Origin of the sequence: Algorimicrobium algoritergicola, from assembly GCF_008086165.1 — a bacterium.
GTDB classification, from domain to species: Bacteria; Bacteroidota; Bacteroidia; order Flavobacteriales; family Flavobacteriaceae; genus Algorimicrobium; species Algorimicrobium algoritergicola.
On record NZ_VSKL01000003.1, the window covers coordinates 137,322 to 155,185 of the forward strand.

At 33.7% G+C, this 17,864-nt stretch carries 19 protein-coding genes; 10 read left to right on the forward strand and 9 right to left on the reverse strand.

What is annotated here, in order from left to right:
- Positions 1–62: 62 nt before the first annotated feature.
- Positions 63–644, forward strand: coding sequence for an NUDIX hydrolase (locus tag ES675_RS09780; RefSeq protein ID WP_066254591.1), 582 nt, complete (start codon positions 63–65; stop codon positions 642–644).
- Here the strand turns inward: ES675_RS09780 and ES675_RS09785 are convergent.
- From ES675_RS09785 to ES675_RS09800, 4 genes are all read right to left on the reverse strand, one after another.
- Positions 636–1,322, reverse strand: coding sequence for an N-formylglutamate amidohydrolase (locus ES675_RS09785; protein ID WP_066254588.1), 687 nt, complete (start codon positions 1,320–1,322; stop codon positions 636–638). The genes ES675_RS09780 and ES675_RS09785 overlap by 9 nt on opposite strands.
- Positions 1,319–2,545: a glutamate-cysteine ligase family protein gene (locus ES675_RS09790; RefSeq protein ID WP_066254585.1), complete on the reverse strand. Its 1,227-nt coding sequence runs from the start codon at positions 2,543–2,545 to the stop codon at positions 1,319–1,321. Before ES675_RS09790 ends, ES675_RS09785 begins: the two co-directional genes overlap by 4 nt.
- Positions 2,546–2,547: 2 nt before the next feature.
- Entirely contained in the window at positions 2,548–3,993 is a 1,446-nt protein-coding gene (locus ES675_RS09795; RefSeq protein WP_066254582.1) for a RimK family protein, read from the reverse strand.
- A gap of 134 nt (positions 3,994–4,127) precedes the next feature.
- The gene (locus ES675_RS09800; RefSeq protein ID WP_066254577.1) at positions 4,128–5,864 is read right to left on the reverse strand and encodes a M14 family metallopeptidase; all 1,737 of its coding nucleotides are present in this window, start codon (positions 5,862–5,864) and stop codon (positions 4,128–4,130) included.
- 98 nt (positions 5,865–5,962) lie between these two features.
- Between ES675_RS09800 and ES675_RS09805 the strand changes: the two genes are divergently transcribed.
- On the forward strand, positions 5,963–7,627 hold the full coding sequence (locus ES675_RS09805; protein WP_066254574.1) for a SulP family inorganic anion transporter: 1,665 nt from the start codon (positions 5,963–5,965) through the stop codon (positions 7,625–7,627).
- Here ES675_RS09805 and coaD read toward each other — a convergent pair whose 3' ends face one another.
- A complete protein-coding gene (gene coaD, locus ES675_RS09810; protein WP_066254572.1) occupies positions 7,628–8,083 on the reverse strand; it encodes a pantetheine-phosphate adenylyltransferase in 456 nt (151 codons plus the stop codon).
- Between the two features lie 55 nt (positions 8,084–8,138).
- Positions 8,139–9,116 (reverse strand): D-alanine--D-alanine ligase, encoded by a 978-nt coding sequence (locus tag ES675_RS09815; RefSeq protein WP_066254569.1) that lies wholly within the window; start codon positions 9,114–9,116, stop codon positions 8,139–8,141.
- 167 nt (positions 9,117–9,283) lie between these two features.
- On the opposite strand from ES675_RS09815, the gene ES675_RS09820 reads away from it, so the two are divergent.
- The 4 genes from ES675_RS09820 to yaaA all read left to right on the forward strand — a co-directional run bounded on the left by ES675_RS09820 (position 9,284) and on the right by yaaA (position 12,447).
- Positions 9,284–9,847 (forward strand): PASTA domain-containing protein, encoded by a 564-nt coding sequence (locus ES675_RS09820; protein ID WP_066254565.1) that lies wholly within the window; start codon positions 9,284–9,286, stop codon positions 9,845–9,847.
- A gap of 2 nt (positions 9,848–9,849) precedes the next feature.
- Positions 9,850–10,890 (forward strand): RluA family pseudouridine synthase, encoded by a 1,041-nt coding sequence (locus tag ES675_RS09825; RefSeq protein WP_066254562.1) that lies wholly within the window; start codon positions 9,850–9,852, stop codon positions 10,888–10,890.
- 88 nt (positions 10,891–10,978) lie between these two features.
- Positions 10,979–11,632 carry a VOC family protein gene (locus ES675_RS09830; RefSeq protein ID WP_066254554.1) on the forward strand — a complete coding sequence of 218 codons (654 nt, stop codon included), beginning with the start codon at positions 10,979–10,981 and terminating at the stop codon, positions 11,630–11,632.
- Positions 11,633–11,688: 56 nt separating this feature from the next.
- Positions 11,689–12,447: a peroxide stress protein YaaA gene (gene yaaA / locus ES675_RS09835; protein ID WP_066254550.1), complete on the forward strand. Its 759-nt coding sequence runs from the start codon at positions 11,689–11,691 to the stop codon at positions 12,445–12,447.
- An 18-nt stretch (positions 12,448–12,465) separates the two neighbouring features.
- Here yaaA and ES675_RS09840 read toward each other — a convergent pair whose 3' ends face one another.
- Entirely contained in the window at positions 12,466–12,597 is a 132-nt protein-coding gene (locus ES675_RS09840) for a 30S ribosomal protein THX (RefSeq protein ID WP_066254547.1), read from the reverse strand.
- A gap of 64 nt (positions 12,598–12,661) precedes the next feature.
- On the opposite strand from ES675_RS09840, the gene ES675_RS09845 reads away from it, so the two are divergent.
- Together ES675_RS09845 and ES675_RS09850 are read left to right on the forward strand one after the other, a co-directional pair.
- Positions 12,662–13,330 (forward strand): uracil-DNA glycosylase family protein, encoded by a 669-nt coding sequence (locus tag ES675_RS09845; RefSeq protein ID WP_066254544.1) that lies wholly within the window; start codon positions 12,662–12,664, stop codon positions 13,328–13,330.
- Between the two features lie 112 nt (positions 13,331–13,442).
- Positions 13,443–14,684 (forward strand): fibronectin type III domain-containing protein, encoded by a 1,242-nt coding sequence (locus ES675_RS09850; RefSeq protein ID WP_231931317.1) that lies wholly within the window; start codon positions 13,443–13,445, stop codon positions 14,682–14,684.
- 97 nt (positions 14,685–14,781) lie between these two features.
- Here the strand turns inward: ES675_RS09850 and ES675_RS09855 are convergent, their stop codons facing one another.
- On the reverse strand, positions 14,782–15,237 hold the full coding sequence (locus ES675_RS09855) for a hypothetical protein (RefSeq protein ID WP_066254538.1): 456 nt from the start codon (positions 15,235–15,237) through the stop codon (positions 14,782–14,784).
- A gap of 319 nt (positions 15,238–15,556) precedes the next feature.
- Here ES675_RS09855 and ES675_RS09860 point away from each other — a divergent pair, with 319 nt between their 5' ends.
- Positions 15,557–16,012 (forward strand): hypothetical protein, encoded by a 456-nt coding sequence (locus ES675_RS09860; RefSeq protein WP_066254535.1) that lies wholly within the window; start codon positions 15,557–15,559, stop codon positions 16,010–16,012.
- A gap of 110 nt (positions 16,013–16,122) precedes the next feature.
- Entirely contained in the window at positions 16,123–16,512 is a 390-nt protein-coding gene (locus ES675_RS09865; RefSeq protein WP_066254533.1) for a hypothetical protein, read from the forward strand.
- Positions 16,513–16,574: 62 nt separating this feature from the next.
- Here ES675_RS09865 and hemL read toward each other — a convergent pair whose 3' ends face one another.
- Positions 16,575–17,861 (reverse strand): glutamate-1-semialdehyde 2,1-aminomutase, encoded by a 1,287-nt coding sequence (gene hemL, locus ES675_RS09870; protein ID WP_066254531.1) that lies wholly within the window; start codon positions 17,859–17,861, stop codon positions 16,575–16,577.
- Positions 17,862–17,864: the final 3 nt, after the last annotated feature.

Consider the following 17,864-nt stretch of genomic DNA (forward strand, 5'->3'; position numbering starts at 1 on the left):
AATCTATTGCTATCCTATTATTTTTAATATTTTTACAAAACCTAATTGCAACAATAGACACTATGTACAAAGTTTTTGTTAATGATAAACCTATTATCTTAACAACAGAGGTTGAAAAGGAATCATCTTTCAAAAACTACTTATTAAAATCTGTTGCTATCACCAAAGTCATTAAAGATTTGAACAAGAAATCTGTTAAGGAAGTTCATCTTATACATTCTAAAGAAGAAAAGCTCCTTAAAAAATTCCTTAAAAAACTACCGAATGTTATTGCTGGAGGTGGAAAAGTATATAATGATAAAGGAGAAATTCTATTTATTTTCAGAAATGATAAATGGGATTTACCAAAAGGAAAGACTGAAAAGAAAGAATCTATTGAAACGACTGCAATTCGCGAAGTTGAAGAAGAAACAGGTGTTGAAGGTTTAAAAATAACCAAACCACTTGAAACAACGTATCATATATTTAAGCGAAATGGTAAATACAAAATCAAAATTACCTATTGGTTTGAAATGACAACCTCCTACTCTGGCACTTTAGAACCTCAAGAAAATGAAGGCATCACCAAAGTTGCTTGGCTGAATGAAGCGGAAGCGCAAGAAGCTTTAAAAAATAGTTATGCCAATATTAAGCTGCTATTCTAATTTACATTGCTTTATAGCGCCAAAAATTAGCGTTTTTAATGAATCAGCCATCTGATTATTACTAGAATACTTCTGATTAATTTCAAGCTCAACACCAATATAATTTTCTGAAAACTGCTTTCTTAAATAGGTTGGAAATCCATCTGCTTTACCTAAATACGGTTGGTTGAAGCGAATTTCATAATTATTGCTGATTCTCAATATTTCTGTTTTAAACACTTTACAAAAATCCTTTTCTTTAGGAATTCGAGAATCATATAGCAAACCAATATCAACGCGCCTTTCTACGTTTTTCCAAATTGGTGTAAAACTGTGAATAGAAACATGAATAACCGTTTCGCCTTCCTGTATACATTGTGAAATGACACCTTCTACAGCATCTCGATACGGCTTATAATATTGCGCTATTATTTTCTGCTTTTCTGCTTTTGAAAGTTCTCTTGTAAATTTCGAAAACAAATCTTTATGATGTAGTGATCTATTTAATTCAACAAGTAAGCGACTTGTGTTACTAAATTTAGAAAAATCTGCTATTGGTTTTAAGCTTTGGAATACATCCAAAGCGCCCAAATCAAAACCACGATGCGCGTTTAATATAGCTTCTTGATTTATAAATAACCCTTCATATTCTTTAGGAATATGATTACCACCATGCTCGCAAGTTAAAATCAGTTTCACGGTTTAAACATCGCATTTTTATGCAGACAATCTGCTAATTCCCAATAGACATTTTTAATATGTACTTCAGAATAATCGTCATTTACCGCTTTTAAAATACGCGTTGCCAACGTGCCTTCACTTAAAATACAATCCAGAGCTTCGTGATGAGAATCATTGATAGAATCTTTTGTCAGCTGAAAAAGGTGTTGCCATAATGCTTGAACTGTCAAGGTTTTTTCCACTTGAAACAACTTCAAGTAGTCAAAATTTGAAACCTCATAGTGCTCACCCTCCTTTATTATCGGGTTTAATATGGCGTATAAATCTTCCTTCGTCCATTTTTTCTGCTCTTGTAAAGTGGTGGTTTTTTCGTCTACTAAAAACTTCAAAACAGCAATAATAAGCGCACAAATAGCAATATCGGCCTTCGGGCATTCTTGAATATCAACCAAACGAATTTCAATAGCATTTCTATCAAATCGTGCAATGGCACCGCGAGAATTTAAAAAGTGATGATCTAAAATATGATTGGTGTCGTGTGGTTTTATGGCGCGTTTTATAGGCTCGAAAACCGTTTCATTATAATCTAACTTGGTAAAAGCACGTTCTGGAATAACCAAACCTGTCAATTCCGGTATTTCCTTCTGGTTGGTTTTGTAGTATTCCAATCTGGCATCTTTAAAGCCAGTGTTTTTTCCTTCTAAAATTGGCGAACTTGCACACAAACCTGGGATAAGTGGCAAAATAACACGAATGGCGGCGTGTAATTTTTCAAATTCGGTATCATCAAAAAAAGGCAAGTTAATATGTGTGCTTTGCACATTGCTCCAACCGTGACCTTTGCAATTAAAAATCCGGTTGTACAATTCGTAAACCTCACTATAACTATGTTTCCAAAGTTCGGTATCTATCAACGGATTCAATAATGGATGTGCAGCTGTTGGAAGCAATTTCGAATCAAATTCTTTCAAAATCTGATTAATTTCAAGAATATTTTTATGAAACGATTCGGACAATCCATTTAAATCGGCTGTTGGTCCATTGGTTTTTAATTCTACCACATGAGCCACCAATTCATTACTCCAAGCTATGGCTCCATTTTCCACATCAGATGTTAACTCACCAGCTTTTTTAGTGAGCAACTTATCAACAATAGAAGCAGGTTTAAAGGTATTTGAAACGAGCATATACTCCAGCTCAATACCGTAAACTTCAAATAAATGATATCTTTTAGCACTCATTATTAATCCAATCTATTTTTTAAAGCTGTTAAAATTTCTACATAAATAGCATCTCCATAATAACGATCTTCTACACCAAAATCTATATTTGGGTTGTCATTAATTTCAATAACCATCGGTTTTTCATTTACGACCTTAATATCAATACCATAAAGCCCTTTACCCATTAACTTGGCAGATTTCAAAGCCATATCTAATACAATTTTTGGCACGTCTTCTATTGGTAAACAATCAGCATTTCCATCTTGATCATCTTTCTTTTTGGCATCCCAATTATAGATTTGCCAATGGCCTTTTGCCATATAGTATTTACAAGCAAAAAAGGGTTTGTCATCAATAATTCCAATGCGCCAATCGTAATCCGATGGGCAAAATTCCTGCGCTATAATTAAATCCGATTCTTTCAACATGCTGTTTACAAGTGCATGATATTCTTCTTCGGTTTTAGCCTTTTTAACACCAAACGAAAAGGTAGAATCCGGTGCTTTTAACACACATGGTAAACCTACTTGTGCTATCACTTCATGCCTATTATCCTTATGAACAATAATGGTTTTTGGCGTGGCAATATTCGCATTGTTTAAAGCTTCAGCCATGTAAACTTTGTTACAACATTTTAAAATGGCATCTGGATAATCTACAATGGCAATCCCATCTTGTTGGGCCTTTCTAGCAAATGCATAGGCTTCATTATTCACTTCAGTACTTTGGCGAATTAGCAAAGCATCAAAAGATGACAAGCGCGATAAATCTTTAGGCTCAATGATTTCAGCATAAATATTCATCTTTTCGGCTACATCAATAAATTTCTTGAGTGCTTTAGCATTACTTGGAGGCGCTGGATCATTCGGGTTCACCAAAATAGCTAAATCGAAATCCGACTTAATTAACTTGGGTGTATCATAGCGTTTTTTAGCAAAATACTGATTTGCAAATGCATGCACACTTGACATATGTTCTTCCGGAATTTCCGATTCTGCAATAGCACGAATACTCTGCACATGCCATTTGGTGGAATGATTAAATTTTACGCGTAAAAATGGCACTTGAAAATGCTTATAAAACAAGGCGCTTAATTCTTTATATTTTTGAGCCACATTTTGCCCAAAATAAATACTTAAGGTAAAGTCTTGCGATTTAATGTTTTTCAAGCTTTGCTGAATCACATCATCAAACTCATCGGATATGATTCGGACGAGTTTTAGTGCTTTCAAATCTACGATATTCTTAACCGTAGGAATTGCTAAATGCCCTCTAGCTTCTGCTAAAAGCGACACATAATATCCTTTAGATTGGTACGAATAATCTTTACACAAGTTAAAGATTCGTGCATTTTTTAAAAGTGAAAATTGTGGGTTTGTAAGGTAATCTTGTGACGAAATCACAGTAATGTTCTCAATCGAAAAATTCCATTTTTCTGGTTGATTAACAACAATGTATTTGTTCATTAAAAACGCATAAGCGCGATATAAATTTTAAACAAAATTAAGTTATTTTTAAATAGCTTTTACATGGTGTAAAAAATATTTTACATCTGAAATATAACGACTAATCAACACATTATCAAAACTCTAAAATATACTTATTTAATGCGATAAACAGGATATTGCATATAAGCCGGCTCATAATTGTTGGAGCGTTCATATAACCAATTTAATTGCGCGTACCAATTATTGGCGAATTGGGTTTCGGCTTGTTTTTTAGCTTCAAATTCTGCTTTTAATTCTGAATTAGACTCCAATAATTCTGAAGCCGTATCCTCAAAAACGTAAGGCGAAAAACCTTCTTTCTTCTGTAAAATTGTATCGAAGAAATTCCAATTAAAAAAGGAATCTGGTGCTTGAGGTTCTAATGTTTCTACTAGATAACGTATCGCATTTTGATTGGTTGAAATCCAATAATCACCTTTTCTGAATAAGAGGTTATTTTCGGATGCTGTAACAGATGTCTTATAATGCTGATAATGGCCTTCATACGGACTTTTTCGTGTTTCAAAATCGGCTATTTTGTACGATTCTACGGCTAGTATGGTGTCTTTTTCAAAACGATTCATCTGAACACCATTCAGTTTCAATAAATCAATTACTCTGTGCCAACCTTGTGGAATGATGTAGGCTTTTGGAACGGCAACGTCAACCGTTGGTTTAAAATAATTTTGATAAGCAACCGGTTTTTCAAAAGGCTTCTCTCTATCGTATTTTAAGCGCTCCTTTCCTGTTACAGTACTTGAAATCATTTTCCCTTCAAAACCTTTAAAATTTAATGTGGTGTATTTTGTAGTATCTACTTCCCAATCTAACGGATACATTTTCTGATTTTTAAAAGATTCAAAAGCAGCTTGGCGCATTGTAGAAATACGTTCACCTTCTTTTTCAGTTATTGCAATCATGCTTCTCATCAGTTCGTATGTTCCTTCTACTCTTGACTTGTATGGCTTTAGCATGTGTGTTTCGACCATCATCCCCACAACATTCCAAAGCGCTGTGTACCCAGTTGAATATCGTGAATAATCCATAAATTGACTAAAACCAATTTCCGGAACTTGATTAAAAACATTTACATAAGGTGTAATATCCCAATCTTTCTTTTGTAAATCCGCTTCCAGTGCTGGCATGATGGTATTTTGTAAATAGCTCCCCAATTCGCCACCTAACTTATTATGTTGTGTAAATAAATGGGTTAGTATATATTGATAATCGGCACCATTACTGACATGGTTATCAATAAACACATCAGGCTTTACTAAATGAAAAATTTGAGCGAAGGTTCGAGCATTCTCGGTATCGTTTTTTATAAAATCACGGTTCAAATCAAAATTCTGTGCATTGCCACGAAAACCGTATGCTTTAGGACCATTTTGATTGGCTCGCGTTCCTGTATTTCTGTTTAAACTTCCACCAACATTATAAATAGGAATGGTGACTAATACCGTATTTTTTGGTGCTGAAATTTTTCCTTGAGCCATATCACGAAATAACATCATAGTCGCATCTATACCATCGCTTTCACCAGGATGAATGCCATTATTGATTAGTAATACACGTTTATTTTTACGAATGGTTTCGAAATTAAATTCAGCATCTGAATTAAAAGTCACGATATGCAAAGGCTCACCAGAATCTGTTTTCCCAATGGCTTGAAGTTGAATTTGAGGAAAGGCATTTGCCAAATCCGAATAATATTGAATGGTTTGATGATACGTAGCCGTTTCCGTTCCATTGCTTGTTTCAAAAACCGTTATAAAATTATCTTTTTTGTTTTGTGCTTGTAAAAAACTGAAAGTCAAACAAATGACTAACAACTGACTAATACGAATCATATTTGAAATTTTAATAGGTAAACTTAAACAATTTATCACAATATAATCTTGTAGGTGTTTATATTAACTGTATTTTTGCACCCTCAAAAAAAAGAATGATGACTCAATTTTTTCGAAAATTTACTACTAATCCTAAAAATGATATTTTAAGCGGGATAACCGTGTCATTAGCAATGATTCCAGAAGTGGTAGCATTTGCTTTTGTGGCACAAATAGACCCACTTATGGCACTTTCTGGTGCATTTATTATTGGATTAATTGCTGCAATTTTTGGAGGAAGACCTGGTTTAATTTCTGGAGCTGCAGGAGCAGTTGCTGTTATTTTTGTTACCATGATTGCTGATGGACATACAAAAGGTCTTCTTTTTGATCAGCCTGTAGATAATATGGGTTTTTTCTACTTAATGGCTTGCGTTATTTTAATGGGAATTATTCAAATTTTAGCTGGTGTATTTAAGTTAGGACGTTTTGTGCGTTTAATTCCGCACTCCGTAATGCTCGGTTTTGTAAACGGTTTAGCTATTGTTATTTTTTGGGCACAAGTAAAAATGTTTACACATAAATCATTAGTCGTTTCTGCCGATGGCGTTAAGGAATATGTTAGCACTTATATGCGCGGTTCTGAACTCTATTTAATGCTAGGCTTGGTATTTTTAACCATGGCTATTATGACCATTTTACCAAAAATAACTAAAAAAATCCCTGCGGCATTAACCGCTATCTTAGTCACAACATTTATTGCTATTGGTTTTAATTTAGACGTATCAACGGTTGGATCATACATTATTGAAGGTGGTGGAACAGGTTTGAAAGGCGAATTTCCTACCCCTAATTTAGAGCTTTGGCAGAATCTTCCAATTAATTGGGACACGCTTAATTTTATTCTTCCGTATGCGTTTTTAGCGGCTTCTGTTGGTTTAATTGAGTCGTTGATGACCATGAATTTGGTAGACGAATTAACCGATACCAGAGGAAATGGTGATCAAGAATGTATTGCTCAAGGAACCGGAAATATTATGTCAGGTCTTTTTGGTGGAACTGGAGGTTGCGGTATGATTGGGCAAACGGTAATTAATATTAACGCTGGTGGTCGTGGTCGTCTATCAGGTATCGTAATGGCTTTAACCTTGTTAACCTTTATACTTTTTACAGACAAATTAATTGAGCAAGTACCAATTGCCGCACTTATAGGCGTCATGTTTATCATGGTTATTGAAACATTTGCTTGGTCAAGTTTCCGCATTATTAAAAAAATTCCAAAATCCGATGCATTTGTGCTCGTTATTGTTTCAGCTGTAACCGTAATATTCGATTTAGCAATTGCCGTTTTTGTTGGTGTTATTATTTCGGCATTGGCTTTTGCTTGGGAGAATGCCAAACGTATTCGCGCCAGAAAACGCATGCGTGAAGATGGCACCAAAGTTTACGAAATTTGGGGTCCTTTATTTTTCGGAAGTATTACAGCTTTTAATCAAAAGTTTGACCCTAAAAACGATCCGCAGAACGTTGAAATTGACTTTGTAGAATCTCGTATCAGTGATCACTCCGCTTTGGAAGCTATTTTTAATTTAGTTGAAAAATATGAAGCCGAAGGAAAATCTATTAAATTGAAACACTTAAGCGAAGATTGCAAATTGCTCATGTATAAGGCTAGTCCGAAATTCAGAGAAGTTATTGTTGAAGCGGTTGATGATCCTCGATATCATTTAGCTGCTAATCCAGAAGAGTTTCCAAAACCACTTTCAGAATACAAGTTTAAATAGTTATTTCACCCGAACACTAATGGGTACTAATTTGGTATAATCGCCATGATTGCGAATCACATCGCGCACAATGGATGATGAAATATAGGACGTATTCGCAGCCGTTAACAAAAACACGGTTTCTATTGGTGCTAAATCGCGATTCGTATGGGCAATGGCTTTTTCAAATTCGAAATCTCCGGGGTTACGCAAACCACGAAGGATAAATTCGACGTTATTTTTCAGGCAAAAATCGACTGTTAAACCTTCATACGAAACCACCTTTACTTTAGGTTCGCCAGCAAATGATTCTTCTATAAACCGCATGCGCTCTTCTAATGAAAACATGTAGTTTTTTTCAGCATTTACACCAATGGCAACAATAACTTCATCAAACAGTTTGATGGCGCGTTTAATAATATCGTAATGACCTAAAGTTAATGGATCAAAAGATCCTGGAAATACAGCTTTTTTCATAATTTACTTCTAAACATTAAAGATACTTAATAATTATTTTAAGCCAAACTAAACACTACTTCAAAGCCTCTTCAATGGCATTCTGAAATAATTGTTCTAACGAAATTCCAGCAGCTTCCGCTTGTTGTGGCAAAATACTCGCTTTTGTTAAACCTGGAACGGTATTGACTTCCAACAAATGTGGTTCACCATCTTTAAAAATATATTCACTTCGGGAAAAGCCCGTCATTTTTAATATTTCATATACTTTTTTTGCTATAGCTCGCACTTTATCTGCATCGGATTCTGATATTCGCGCAGGTGTAATTTCTTGAGATTGTCCTAAATACTTCGCTTGATAATCAAAAAAATCATTTTCGCTAACAATTTCAGTAATTGGTAATACTATAATTTCACCTTGGTAGGAAATAACACCAACAGACACTTCAGTTCCATCTAAATAGGATTCAATAATGACCTCGTCATCTTCTTTATAAGCGACTTCTAACGCTTTTTTGAATTCTTCTTTTTTATAGACTTTCGAAATTCCAAAACTACTTCCAGCACGATTCGCTTTAACAAAGCAAGGCAAACCTACTTTTTTAATAATGGCATCTTCATCAACAGCATCACCTAGATTAATATAATAACTTTCGGCCGTTTTAATTCCGTAAGGTTTTAATACACTTAAACAATCACGTTTGTTAAAGGTTAAAGCCGCTTGATACATAGCACAACTGGTATGCGGAATGTTCAGCAGCTCTAAATAGGCTTGCATTAGACCATCTTCTCCAGGCGATCCGTGAATGGCATTAAAAACACAATCGAAAGTAATTTTCTCGTCATCAACTACAACCGAAAAATCGTTTTTATCAATTGGAAACTCCGTATCCGTATCCGAAACAAACACCCATTTATTTTCAAAAATATGAATGCGAAAAACATGATAATTATCTAAAGTATTTAAAGCGTTATAAACCACGTTTCCGCTTTTTAGGGAAATTTCGTACTCACTAGAGTAACCACCCATAATAATGGCAATATTCTTTTTCATTGGCTATATTTCCGCAATTAAAGGCGTCATATTTAAAGTTTACGAATCAATTTAAGTCTAAAACTAACAATAAAACGTATCTATTATTAGTTAAGCTAAAATATCACTAATAAATCAAAACTAAAAACAGTTCTGTTTTTATATATTTGCCCAACAAATCCGTTTCCATGAGTTTTATAAAATTTCTGACTAGTAAAACATTCCTAATTCAAATTATTCTAGCCATTGTTGGTTTAGTAGTTTTTTGTTTCATTTTATTAAAATGGTTAAATGTCACCACAAATCATGGTGAATTTGAAACTGTTCCCGATTTAAAAGGAAAATCTATAGGTGTGGCCAATTTGGAATTAAATGAAAACAATTTAAAATTAGAAATTTTAGATTCTTCAAATTATAACCCTGATTATCCAAAATTTTCAGTGATTGAGCAAGACCCTATTGCGGGCGAGAAAGTTAAAGATGGTCGGAAAATTTATGTTACCTTAAATCCATCAGGATTCCGAAAGGTAAAAATCCCGAATTTAAAAGAAAAAACCTTTAGACAAGCTAAACCAACATTGGAAGCACTTGGCTTTGCTATTGGCACGATAACATTTACCGATTATTTAGGTGAAAATGAAGTGGTAAAATTAATGTATAACGGAAAAGAAATAAAAGAAGGCGATGAATTGCCTAAAACATCTAAAATCGATTTGGTTTTAGGTAACGGAAACAGACCAGGTTCAAACTAATTATGGCAGACTATACTCCAGAAAATCAAAGCGAAGAAGACGATTTATACGAACACTACGCTTTTACTGCCGAAAAAGGGCAAACACCACTTCGGATTGATAAATATTTAATGAATTTTATTGAAAACGCGACGCGTAATAAAATTCAAGCTGCTGCAAAAAACGGCAATATTTATGTAAATGACGAACAAGTAAAATCCAACTACAAAGTAAAACCTTTAGATAAAATTCGGGTGCTTTTTGAGCATCCACCTTATGAGTATTTGCTGACACCAGAAAACATTCCTATAAACATTGTTTATGAGGATGACGATTTATTGGTTGTCAATAAAGAGCCAGGTATGGTAGTACATCCAGGACATGGAAATTATTCTGGCACCTTGATAAATGCCCTGATTTATCATTTTGAAAACTTGCCAAACAACTCCAGTAACCGTCCCGGATTGGTTCATAGAATTGATAAGGACACAAGTGGTTTATTGGTAATTGCCAAGAATGAAGAGTCTATGGCACATTTATCCAAACAGTTTTTTGATAAAACCAGCGAGCGCGAATACGTAGCTATTGCTTGGGGAAATATGGAAGATGAAGAAGGCACAATAGAAGGAAATATTGGTCGACATCCAAAAAACAGATTACAAAACACCGTGTATTTTGGTGATGAGAGTGACAAAGGAAAACCAGCAGTAACACATTATAAAGTTATTGAACGCTTGGGCTACGTAACTTTGGTTTCTTGCAAATTAGAAACAGGACGTACGCACCAAATTCGCGTGCATATGAAACATATTGGTCATACCTTATTTAATGACGAACGCTATGGTGGCGAACGCATTTTAAAAGGAACCACCTTTACAAAATACCGTCAGTTTGTAGATAATTGTTTTAAAATTTTACCACGACAAGCATTGCACGCAAAATCGTTAGGTTTTGTACATCCTAAAACAGGCGAAATGATGCGATTTGATTCTGAAATCCCACAGGATATGCAGGACTGTATTGAAAAATGGCGAAATTATTCCAAGCATCAAGATGACTTGTAAATAGCATCATCAATTTAGCTTATTTTCAAATAACATATATCAACTTAAATAAGGCAGAAAATCAACATTTCTGCCTTATTTTTGATACATGGTTATAAAAGAACTGACATTATTCACCAATACCATTGCAAAGCAAAAACAGTTTTACAAATCTATTTTAGGGCTTGAACAATTGGTGGATTCCTTGGAAAAAATTTCTTTTAAACTTGGTTCAAGTATATTAACGTTTCAATATAACACCAATTTTAAAACATCTCATATGGCATTTAATATTCCGAGCAACGCCATTTATGACGCATTACATTGGTTAAAAACGCGAACGGAACTTATTGAAAATGAAGGCGAATTAATCACCAATTTTCCGGATTGGAAAGCCAAGTCCATTTATTTTTATGATGCAAATAACAACATTTTAGAATTTATAGCCCGAGAGGACTTGGATTTTGAAAGTGATTTTGCGTTTTCAGCAAATACCATCGTATCTATTAGTGAAGTGGGTATAGCTACAAATGATATTCAAAAATTATATCAAGAAATTAATTCTATAAAACCCATCTCCATTTTTGATGGTGATTTTTCTAGATTTTGCGCTTTAGGAAGCCATAAAGGTCTTTTTATTTTAGTAGATAAAAATAAGAAAACATGGTATCCAACTAATGATGAAGCTATGACGTCAGATTTCATTATAACTGGCGATTATAACTTTAGTTTTATCAATCATGAAATTAAAGAATTGTTGTAATTTAGTAATGTCCTTTTTTTAGATTAAAATAACACTCAAATATTCAGTAAACACCTATGAAACTCGTTTTATCTCCAGCCAAATCATTAGACTACGATAGTACATTGCCTACTTCCAAAACTACGGAATCCGAGTTCTTGAAAGAATCTGAACGTTTAAATGGATTATTGAAAAAGAAATCTCCTAAAAGCATATCGAAGCTTATGAGTATTTCCGATAATTTAAGTCAGTTGAATTACGATCGAAATCAAGAATGGGAACTACCCTTTAAGGAAGGCTCTGCCAGACAAGCTATTTATGCCTTTAATGGTGATGTGTATCGTGGTTTGGATGCGTATACTATTCCAGCAGAAAAAATTGATTCCCTTCAAAATACAGTCCGGATTTTATCAGGATTATATGGTGTTTTAAAACCTTTGGATTTAATTATGCCTTACCGATTGGAAATGGGCACCAAATTAGCAGTTGGAAAAAACAAAAATCTGTATGAATTTTGGAAGAAGAAAGTTACAAAATCCTTGAATGACGAATTAGAAGATGATGAACTTTTTCTGAATTTAGCTAGTAATGAATATTTTAAAGCTATTGATACAAAAGCCTTAAAAGTACCAGTTATAGATGTGGACTTTAAAGAATTTAAAGGCGGCAAATATAAAACCATTGGTATTTTTGCTAAAGCAGCCAGAGGATTAATGACGCGCTTTATTATTGACGAAAACGCTAAAACTTTAGATGATGTTAAAGCCTTCAATTTAGAAGGTTATGGTTTGAGTGATGAATTATCTGGCGCTAACAAATTAGTTTTCACCCGATAATTACAAGGTCAACAAGCTTTAAGCCTTCGCCTTTTTATCAACACTTATTTTTTCTTCAGGACGCACTTGTTTCTTAATTCGTGGACGTCTTACACCATATGAACCTCGATTAATTTTACCGCGTTTTGTTTTTTTATCACCTTTTCCCATGACTTTTTTGTTTTTAAAAGTTAAATTATAATTTACAACAAATTAACCGCCTTTAAAAGCAAAAATGACATTCTTTCACAAGCATCCATACCAACCTTTTATTCAAGAGAATACCACCAAATTAATTGTTGGCACCTTACCGCCGCCACGTTTTTCAATTGGTGATTTGCTTGAAAAAGACGTCGATTTCTGCTATGGCAGTTACTATAATAGTCTGTGGTTGTTTATTGATAAAATTCACAATCTAAATTTACGCTATGACAATTCTGAAGAAGCCATTCTAGAACGCAAACAATTTTTAATTCAACATAAAATTGGCGTTTGTGATATTGTAGCAAGTGCGGAACGCGAAAAAATTGACGCTTCAGATTTAGGCATGAAAAACATTATATTGCGGGATATCTTGGGTTATTTAGAAGAATTTCCAAGCATTGACACCTTGTTATTCACAGGAGGGAACAGTAAAAATGGTCCGGAATATTTCTTCAGAAAACATTTAAAAACTTATAATTTGAAATTGGAAGTTCTTTCTAATGAGGTTCCAAGAATTCATCAATTTAATATGAATTCAGAAACCACAGAACGAATTATCAGAACAGTTTCCTTGACTTCTGGTTCTGGTGCAGCCAATATTTCTATAAGCAGATTGCCACTTTACAAGCAACTAAAGGCACGTAATCCTGACTTTAATACCTTTGATTTTCGGGTGATGCAGTATCGCGAATTTATCTAGAAAAAAATAGTGTCATTGCGAATTATACAGGAATTATCAGAATTTTATTAATTTTATATATAATCTGAAGTTGAAAAATACTATTTTAACATTCGTTAAAAATTAATCAATAATGAAAAATAATTTACTACTCCTTTTCGCCTTCCTACTTATTGCTTCATGCTCCAATGATGATGATACTGTAACGGTGCAACAATGTGCTAAACCAACAAGTGTTATTGCCAATACCATAACATTTGAAAGTGCTGAAATAATTTGGACAGACTCCAACAGCGCAACTTCTTTTACGGTTGAATATGGTTTATCTGGCTTTATGCTAGGTTCAGGCACCACTATTAATCGCGCAGAAACTTCCGTTATGCTAACGAATCTTGCAGCAAACACGAGTTATGATGTTTATATAAAAACAATTTGTAGCATTGATAATTCCAGTATGTATTCAGATGTTTTTAATTTTACCACGTCTGCTCCTTTAGTGATTCCGGAACTCCTTCCAAATCTTTCTGATTTGAATTTATTTACAGGAAATCTAAACAATTTAACACCAAGCTCTCGTGCTTTTGAATACAACTTAAATACACCATTATTTACAGACTATGCGCATAAACAGCGTTTAATAGCCTTGCCTCCAGGAACGACCATGGATTTTGTAGATAACGGATTTCCAGATTTTCCAGATAATACGGTTATATCAAAAACCTTTTATTATAATAATGATGAGCGTGATGAATCATTAGGAAAAACAATTATTGAAACGCGACTTTTAATTAAAATTAATGGTGTTTGGGAATTAGGAAATTATAAGTGGAATGCCAATCAAACGGATGCCGTTTTGGATGATATGGCACATACCGTTCCTGTATCATTTATTGACGATAGCGGAACCACTAACACTATTAATTATGGCGTTCCGTCCATGCAAGATTGTATAAATTGCCATACTAGTAGTAATACAATTACGCCTATAGGACCTAAAATGAGGACTATGAATTTTAATAATCAGCTTCAAGATTTTATTAATGCTGGACATTTATCAAATCTTTCAGATCCATCAAGCGTTACGACATTACCAAATTGGGAAGACACGAGTTATACAGTTGAAGAGCGTTCTCGCGCCTATTTTGATGTTAATTGTGCACATTGCCATTCAGATGGTGGCTATTGCGAATTCCAGTCTGAATTACGTTTAACTTACGAAACACCTTTTGCTGAATCCATGATTTTTGACCGTAAAGGCAGCATAGACAATCGTATGCGTAATTATAATCCCGGTATTAGTATGCCATTAATTGGTACAAGTATTGTTCATAGTGAAGGCTATGATTTAATTCGTCAATATTTAAATTCCTTATAGAAATTTATTAATTAAAGAAACAAAACAAAAACCCAATGATATACGTATCATTGGGTTTTTTAACTAACTAACTAAAAACTAATATGAAAAACTAAATTTATTTATTGGGATTAAATCCTTTAGGCAAATAATCGTTGACATTAAAATTAAACTGAACGTCTTCTTCTATTTCTATTAGAGAAACTTCTTCCCAGTTAATAGCGTCTTTACCTTTTAAAGGGTTGAAATCTTTTGGCAAATATGAATCAGAATCAAAACCAAGATTTATATCTTCAGGTATATCAATTAATGAAACTTCATCTAAATTGAGATCATTCTTACCTTCTAAAGCATTAAAATTGTTTGGTAAGTATTGCTTCACATCAAAACCTAATTCTATAGGCTCATCCAATTCAATTACATGTACATCCTGAATACTAATTACAGAATTATCTGCTACAAGATTAGGTTTATGCTTGTGCGGGTTGGTTGTAAAGTTATCTGTTACAAAATTGCTAGCCACGGTTGTACTTGCTGCAAGTAATAATCCGCTTACGACTAATAAATGTTTCATTTTCTGTTTGTGTATTTATATTTAACTGTTAGACTTAAAACTCTTTAAAAGGTTTCATTTATTTAGAAATATTTAACAGTAAACACCTGAATTTAAGAATACTTAACAATTCAGCACGAGAATAACGATACAATCAATTTTAATCTAACTTGATATAATAACGTAAACAACCCTATATCTTAATTGGTTTAAAATGTAAAGTAAGGCCTTTTGTTTCCGGCTAAAGAACCTACCAATATCTCATCCCTAAAATCTATGACATTAAACCTTTTTAATATTTTCATGTCTTATATGTAACAAACATTAATACTTATAAATCATGAAAAAAATATTTTTAATTGCTTTAGCATTAGTAACTATTCAAATGTCTGCTCAAGACAAAAAACAAATGCATAAAAAAGGCGAACGAACTGAAAAGATGCAATCTTACACGCCAGAAGAAATGGCGGAGTTACAAACTAAAAAATTAACGTTGGATTTAGATTTAACGGAAGTACAACAAAAGCAAGTTATGGCATTGAACCTTGAAGGTGCAAAAGAACGCAAAGCCATGATGGAAAAACGTCAAGAACTTCAGAAAGAAAAAGAAGCGAAGTCAGTTTCGAAAGACAACAAGCTTAAAATGAAAAATGACAAGTTGGATAAGCAAATTGCTATGAAAGCTAAAATGAAAGAGATTTTAAATGATGAGCAATACGCTAAATGGGAGAAGCTTCAAAAGGAACGCATGGAAAAAGGACGCAATTCAAGAAAGCAGAAAAAACATGGAAAATAAAATTTGAGTTGGTTAATTAGTTTACTAAAGGCAGATATGAATTAAAATATCTGCCTTTTTTTATATTAAAAAAAATATCGTTAATTTCACAATCAATAAAAAACTCTATTATGAAAAAATTACTAGTTATTGTATTAGCTTTAATAGGTATGCAGCTTTCTGCACAAGATTTAAATAGCTTAAGCTCTACTACATCCAGCGAATCAAGCTCTATGATTGATAAAATAGCTGGCGATCAAGTTAAAAAGTTTGCTAAAAAATTAAATTTAAATGAATCGCAACAAAAAATGGCTTCAGATTTAGTTGTAAGTCAATTGAAATCGCCGAAGTTTCAAAAATTAATTGGCGATTCTGCTAGTAAACTTTTAGAATCTGGATCTAGCGATAATTTGGATGGTATTTCAAGAGCCTTATTAGATGAGCCTAAATTTCAAAATGATATGAAAAAGGTTTTAGATGACGACCAGAAAAAAGAATTTAGTAAAATGCTCCCTATATAAGAAAGAGCTTTTATTTATGAGTGTTACAAAAAAGCGATCTGAAATTCAGATCGCTTTTTAATTTATAATGTTTTAGCAACTTTGCCAACTACTTCAATTGTTTTGTCTAGATCATCATAACTCAAAGCATCTGTAATAAACCATGTTTCAAATGCACTTGGCGCTATATAAATACCACGATCTAATAAACCATGGAAAAACTTTTTAAAGGTTTCATTATTCCCATCGGCAGCCGATTGAAAATCCACAACAGGTGTATCTGAAAAATGAACTGATATCATGGAACCAACTCTATTAATGGTATGAACGATATTACTTTCAGTTAAAACTTTAGACATCCCATTATGTAAATAGGCTGTTTTTTCTTCTAGTCGTCTATAAATTTCATTATCATTATTCAATGCTTGCAACATAGCCAAACCAGCAGCCATAGCTAATGGATTACCACTTAATGTTCCGGCTTGATAAACAGGTCCGAGAGGCGCTAAATGATTCATTATTTCTTCGCGAGCAGCAAATGCACCAACTGGTAAACCACCTCCTATTACTTTTCCAAAACAAACAATATCCGCCTTAACACCAAATAACTGTTGGACGCCTCCTTTTGATAAGCGGAAACCAGTCATAACCTCATCAAAAATTAAAAGAATATTGTGCTGTGTACACAAATCTCTTAAGCCTTGTAAAAAATTAGGTTTAGGAGGAATACAACCCATATTCCCTGCCACAGGCTCAATGATAATACAAGCTATTTCATTCAGGTTAGCTTGAATAAGCGCTTCTACATTTTCTAAATCGTTAAACCTAGCAAGTAAGGTATCTTTGGCTGTACCCTTAGTAACACCTGGACTATTTGGTGATCCAAACGTAACAGCACCACTTCCTGCTTGGATTAAAAAACTGTCACTATGGCCATGATAACAGCCGCCAAACTTTATAATTTTATCTTTCCCTGTAAAACCACGTGCTAAACGCACAGCGCTCATACAAGCTTCGGTTCCCGAATTTACAAATCTAATTTTATCAATATTTGGAACCATGGAAACCGCTAATTCAGCAATTTTAGTTTCAATTTCTGTAGGTGTTCCAAAGGATGTTCCAAGTTTCGTTTTTTCAACTACCGCATCAACTACGGGTTGAAAAGCATGACCTAAAATCATGGGGCCCCAAGAATTAATGTAATCAATGTATTGATTATCATCTTCATCTATTAAATAGGGTCCATGTGCTTTTTTTATAAAAATAGGCGTTCCACCAACAGCGCCAAAAGCTCTCACTGGAGAATTTACGCCTCCTGGGATTACTTTTTCAGCTTGTGCAAATAAGGCACTACTTCTTTTGTATTGCATAAA

Bases quoted from the DNA above. Each gene is read 5' to 3' on its own strand.
- ES675_RS09780 (WP_066254591.1), top strand. From the start codon at position 63: ATGTACAAAGTTTTTGTTAATGATAAACCTATTATCTTAACAACAGAG.
- ES675_RS09820 (WP_066254565.1), top strand. From the start codon at position 9,284: ATGAGTTTTATAAAATTTCTGACTAGTAAAACATTCCTAATTCAAATT.
- ES675_RS09865 (WP_066254533.1), top strand. From the start codon at position 16,123: ATGAAAAAATTACTAGTTATTGTATTAGCTTTAATAGGTATGCAGCTT.
- ES675_RS09855 (WP_066254538.1), bottom strand. From the start codon at position 15,237: ATGAAACATTTATTAGTCGTAAGCGGATTATTACTTGCAGCAAGTACA.
- ES675_RS09805 (WP_066254574.1), top strand. From the start codon at position 5,963: ATGACTCAATTTTTTCGAAAATTTACTACTAATCCTAAAAATGATATT.
- ES675_RS09840 (WP_066254547.1), bottom strand. From the start codon at position 12,597: ATGGGAAAAGGTGATAAAAAAACAAAACGCGGTAAAATTAATCGAGGT.
- ES675_RS09815 (WP_066254569.1), bottom strand. From the start codon at position 9,116: ATGAAAAAGAATATTGCCATTATTATGGGTGGTTACTCTAGTGAGTAC.
- ES675_RS09790 (WP_066254585.1), bottom strand. From the start codon at position 2,545: ATGAGTGCTAAAAGATATCATTTATTTGAAGTTTACGGTATTGAGCTG.
- coaD (WP_066254572.1), bottom strand. From the start codon at position 8,083: ATGAAAAAAGCTGTATTTCCAGGATCTTTTGATCCATTAACTTTAGGT.
- yaaA (WP_066254550.1), top strand. From the start codon at position 11,689: ATGAAACTCGTTTTATCTCCAGCCAAATCATTAGACTACGATAGTACA.
- hemL (WP_066254531.1), bottom strand. From the start codon at position 17,861: ATGCAATACAAAAGAAGTAGTGCCTTATTTGCACAAGCTGAAAAAGTA.
- ES675_RS09845 (WP_066254544.1), top strand. From the start codon at position 12,662: ATGACATTCTTTCACAAGCATCCATACCAACCTTTTATTCAAGAGAAT.
- ES675_RS09825 (WP_066254562.1), top strand. From the start codon at position 9,850: ATGGCAGACTATACTCCAGAAAATCAAAGCGAAGAAGACGATTTATAC.
- ES675_RS09860 (WP_066254535.1), top strand. From the start codon at position 15,557: ATGAAAAAAATATTTTTAATTGCTTTAGCATTAGTAACTATTCAAATG.
- ES675_RS09800 (WP_066254577.1), bottom strand. From the start codon at position 5,864: ATGATTCGTATTAGTCAGTTGTTAGTCATTTGTTTGACTTTCAGTTTT.
- ES675_RS09830 (WP_066254554.1), top strand. From the start codon at position 10,979: ATGGTTATAAAAGAACTGACATTATTCACCAATACCATTGCAAAGCAA.
- ES675_RS09850 (WP_231931317.1), top strand. From the start codon at position 13,443: ATGAAAAATAATTTACTACTCCTTTTCGCCTTCCTACTTATTGCTTCA.
- ES675_RS09795 (WP_066254582.1), bottom strand. From the start codon at position 3,993: ATGAACAAATACATTGTTGTTAATCAACCAGAAAAATGGAATTTTTCG.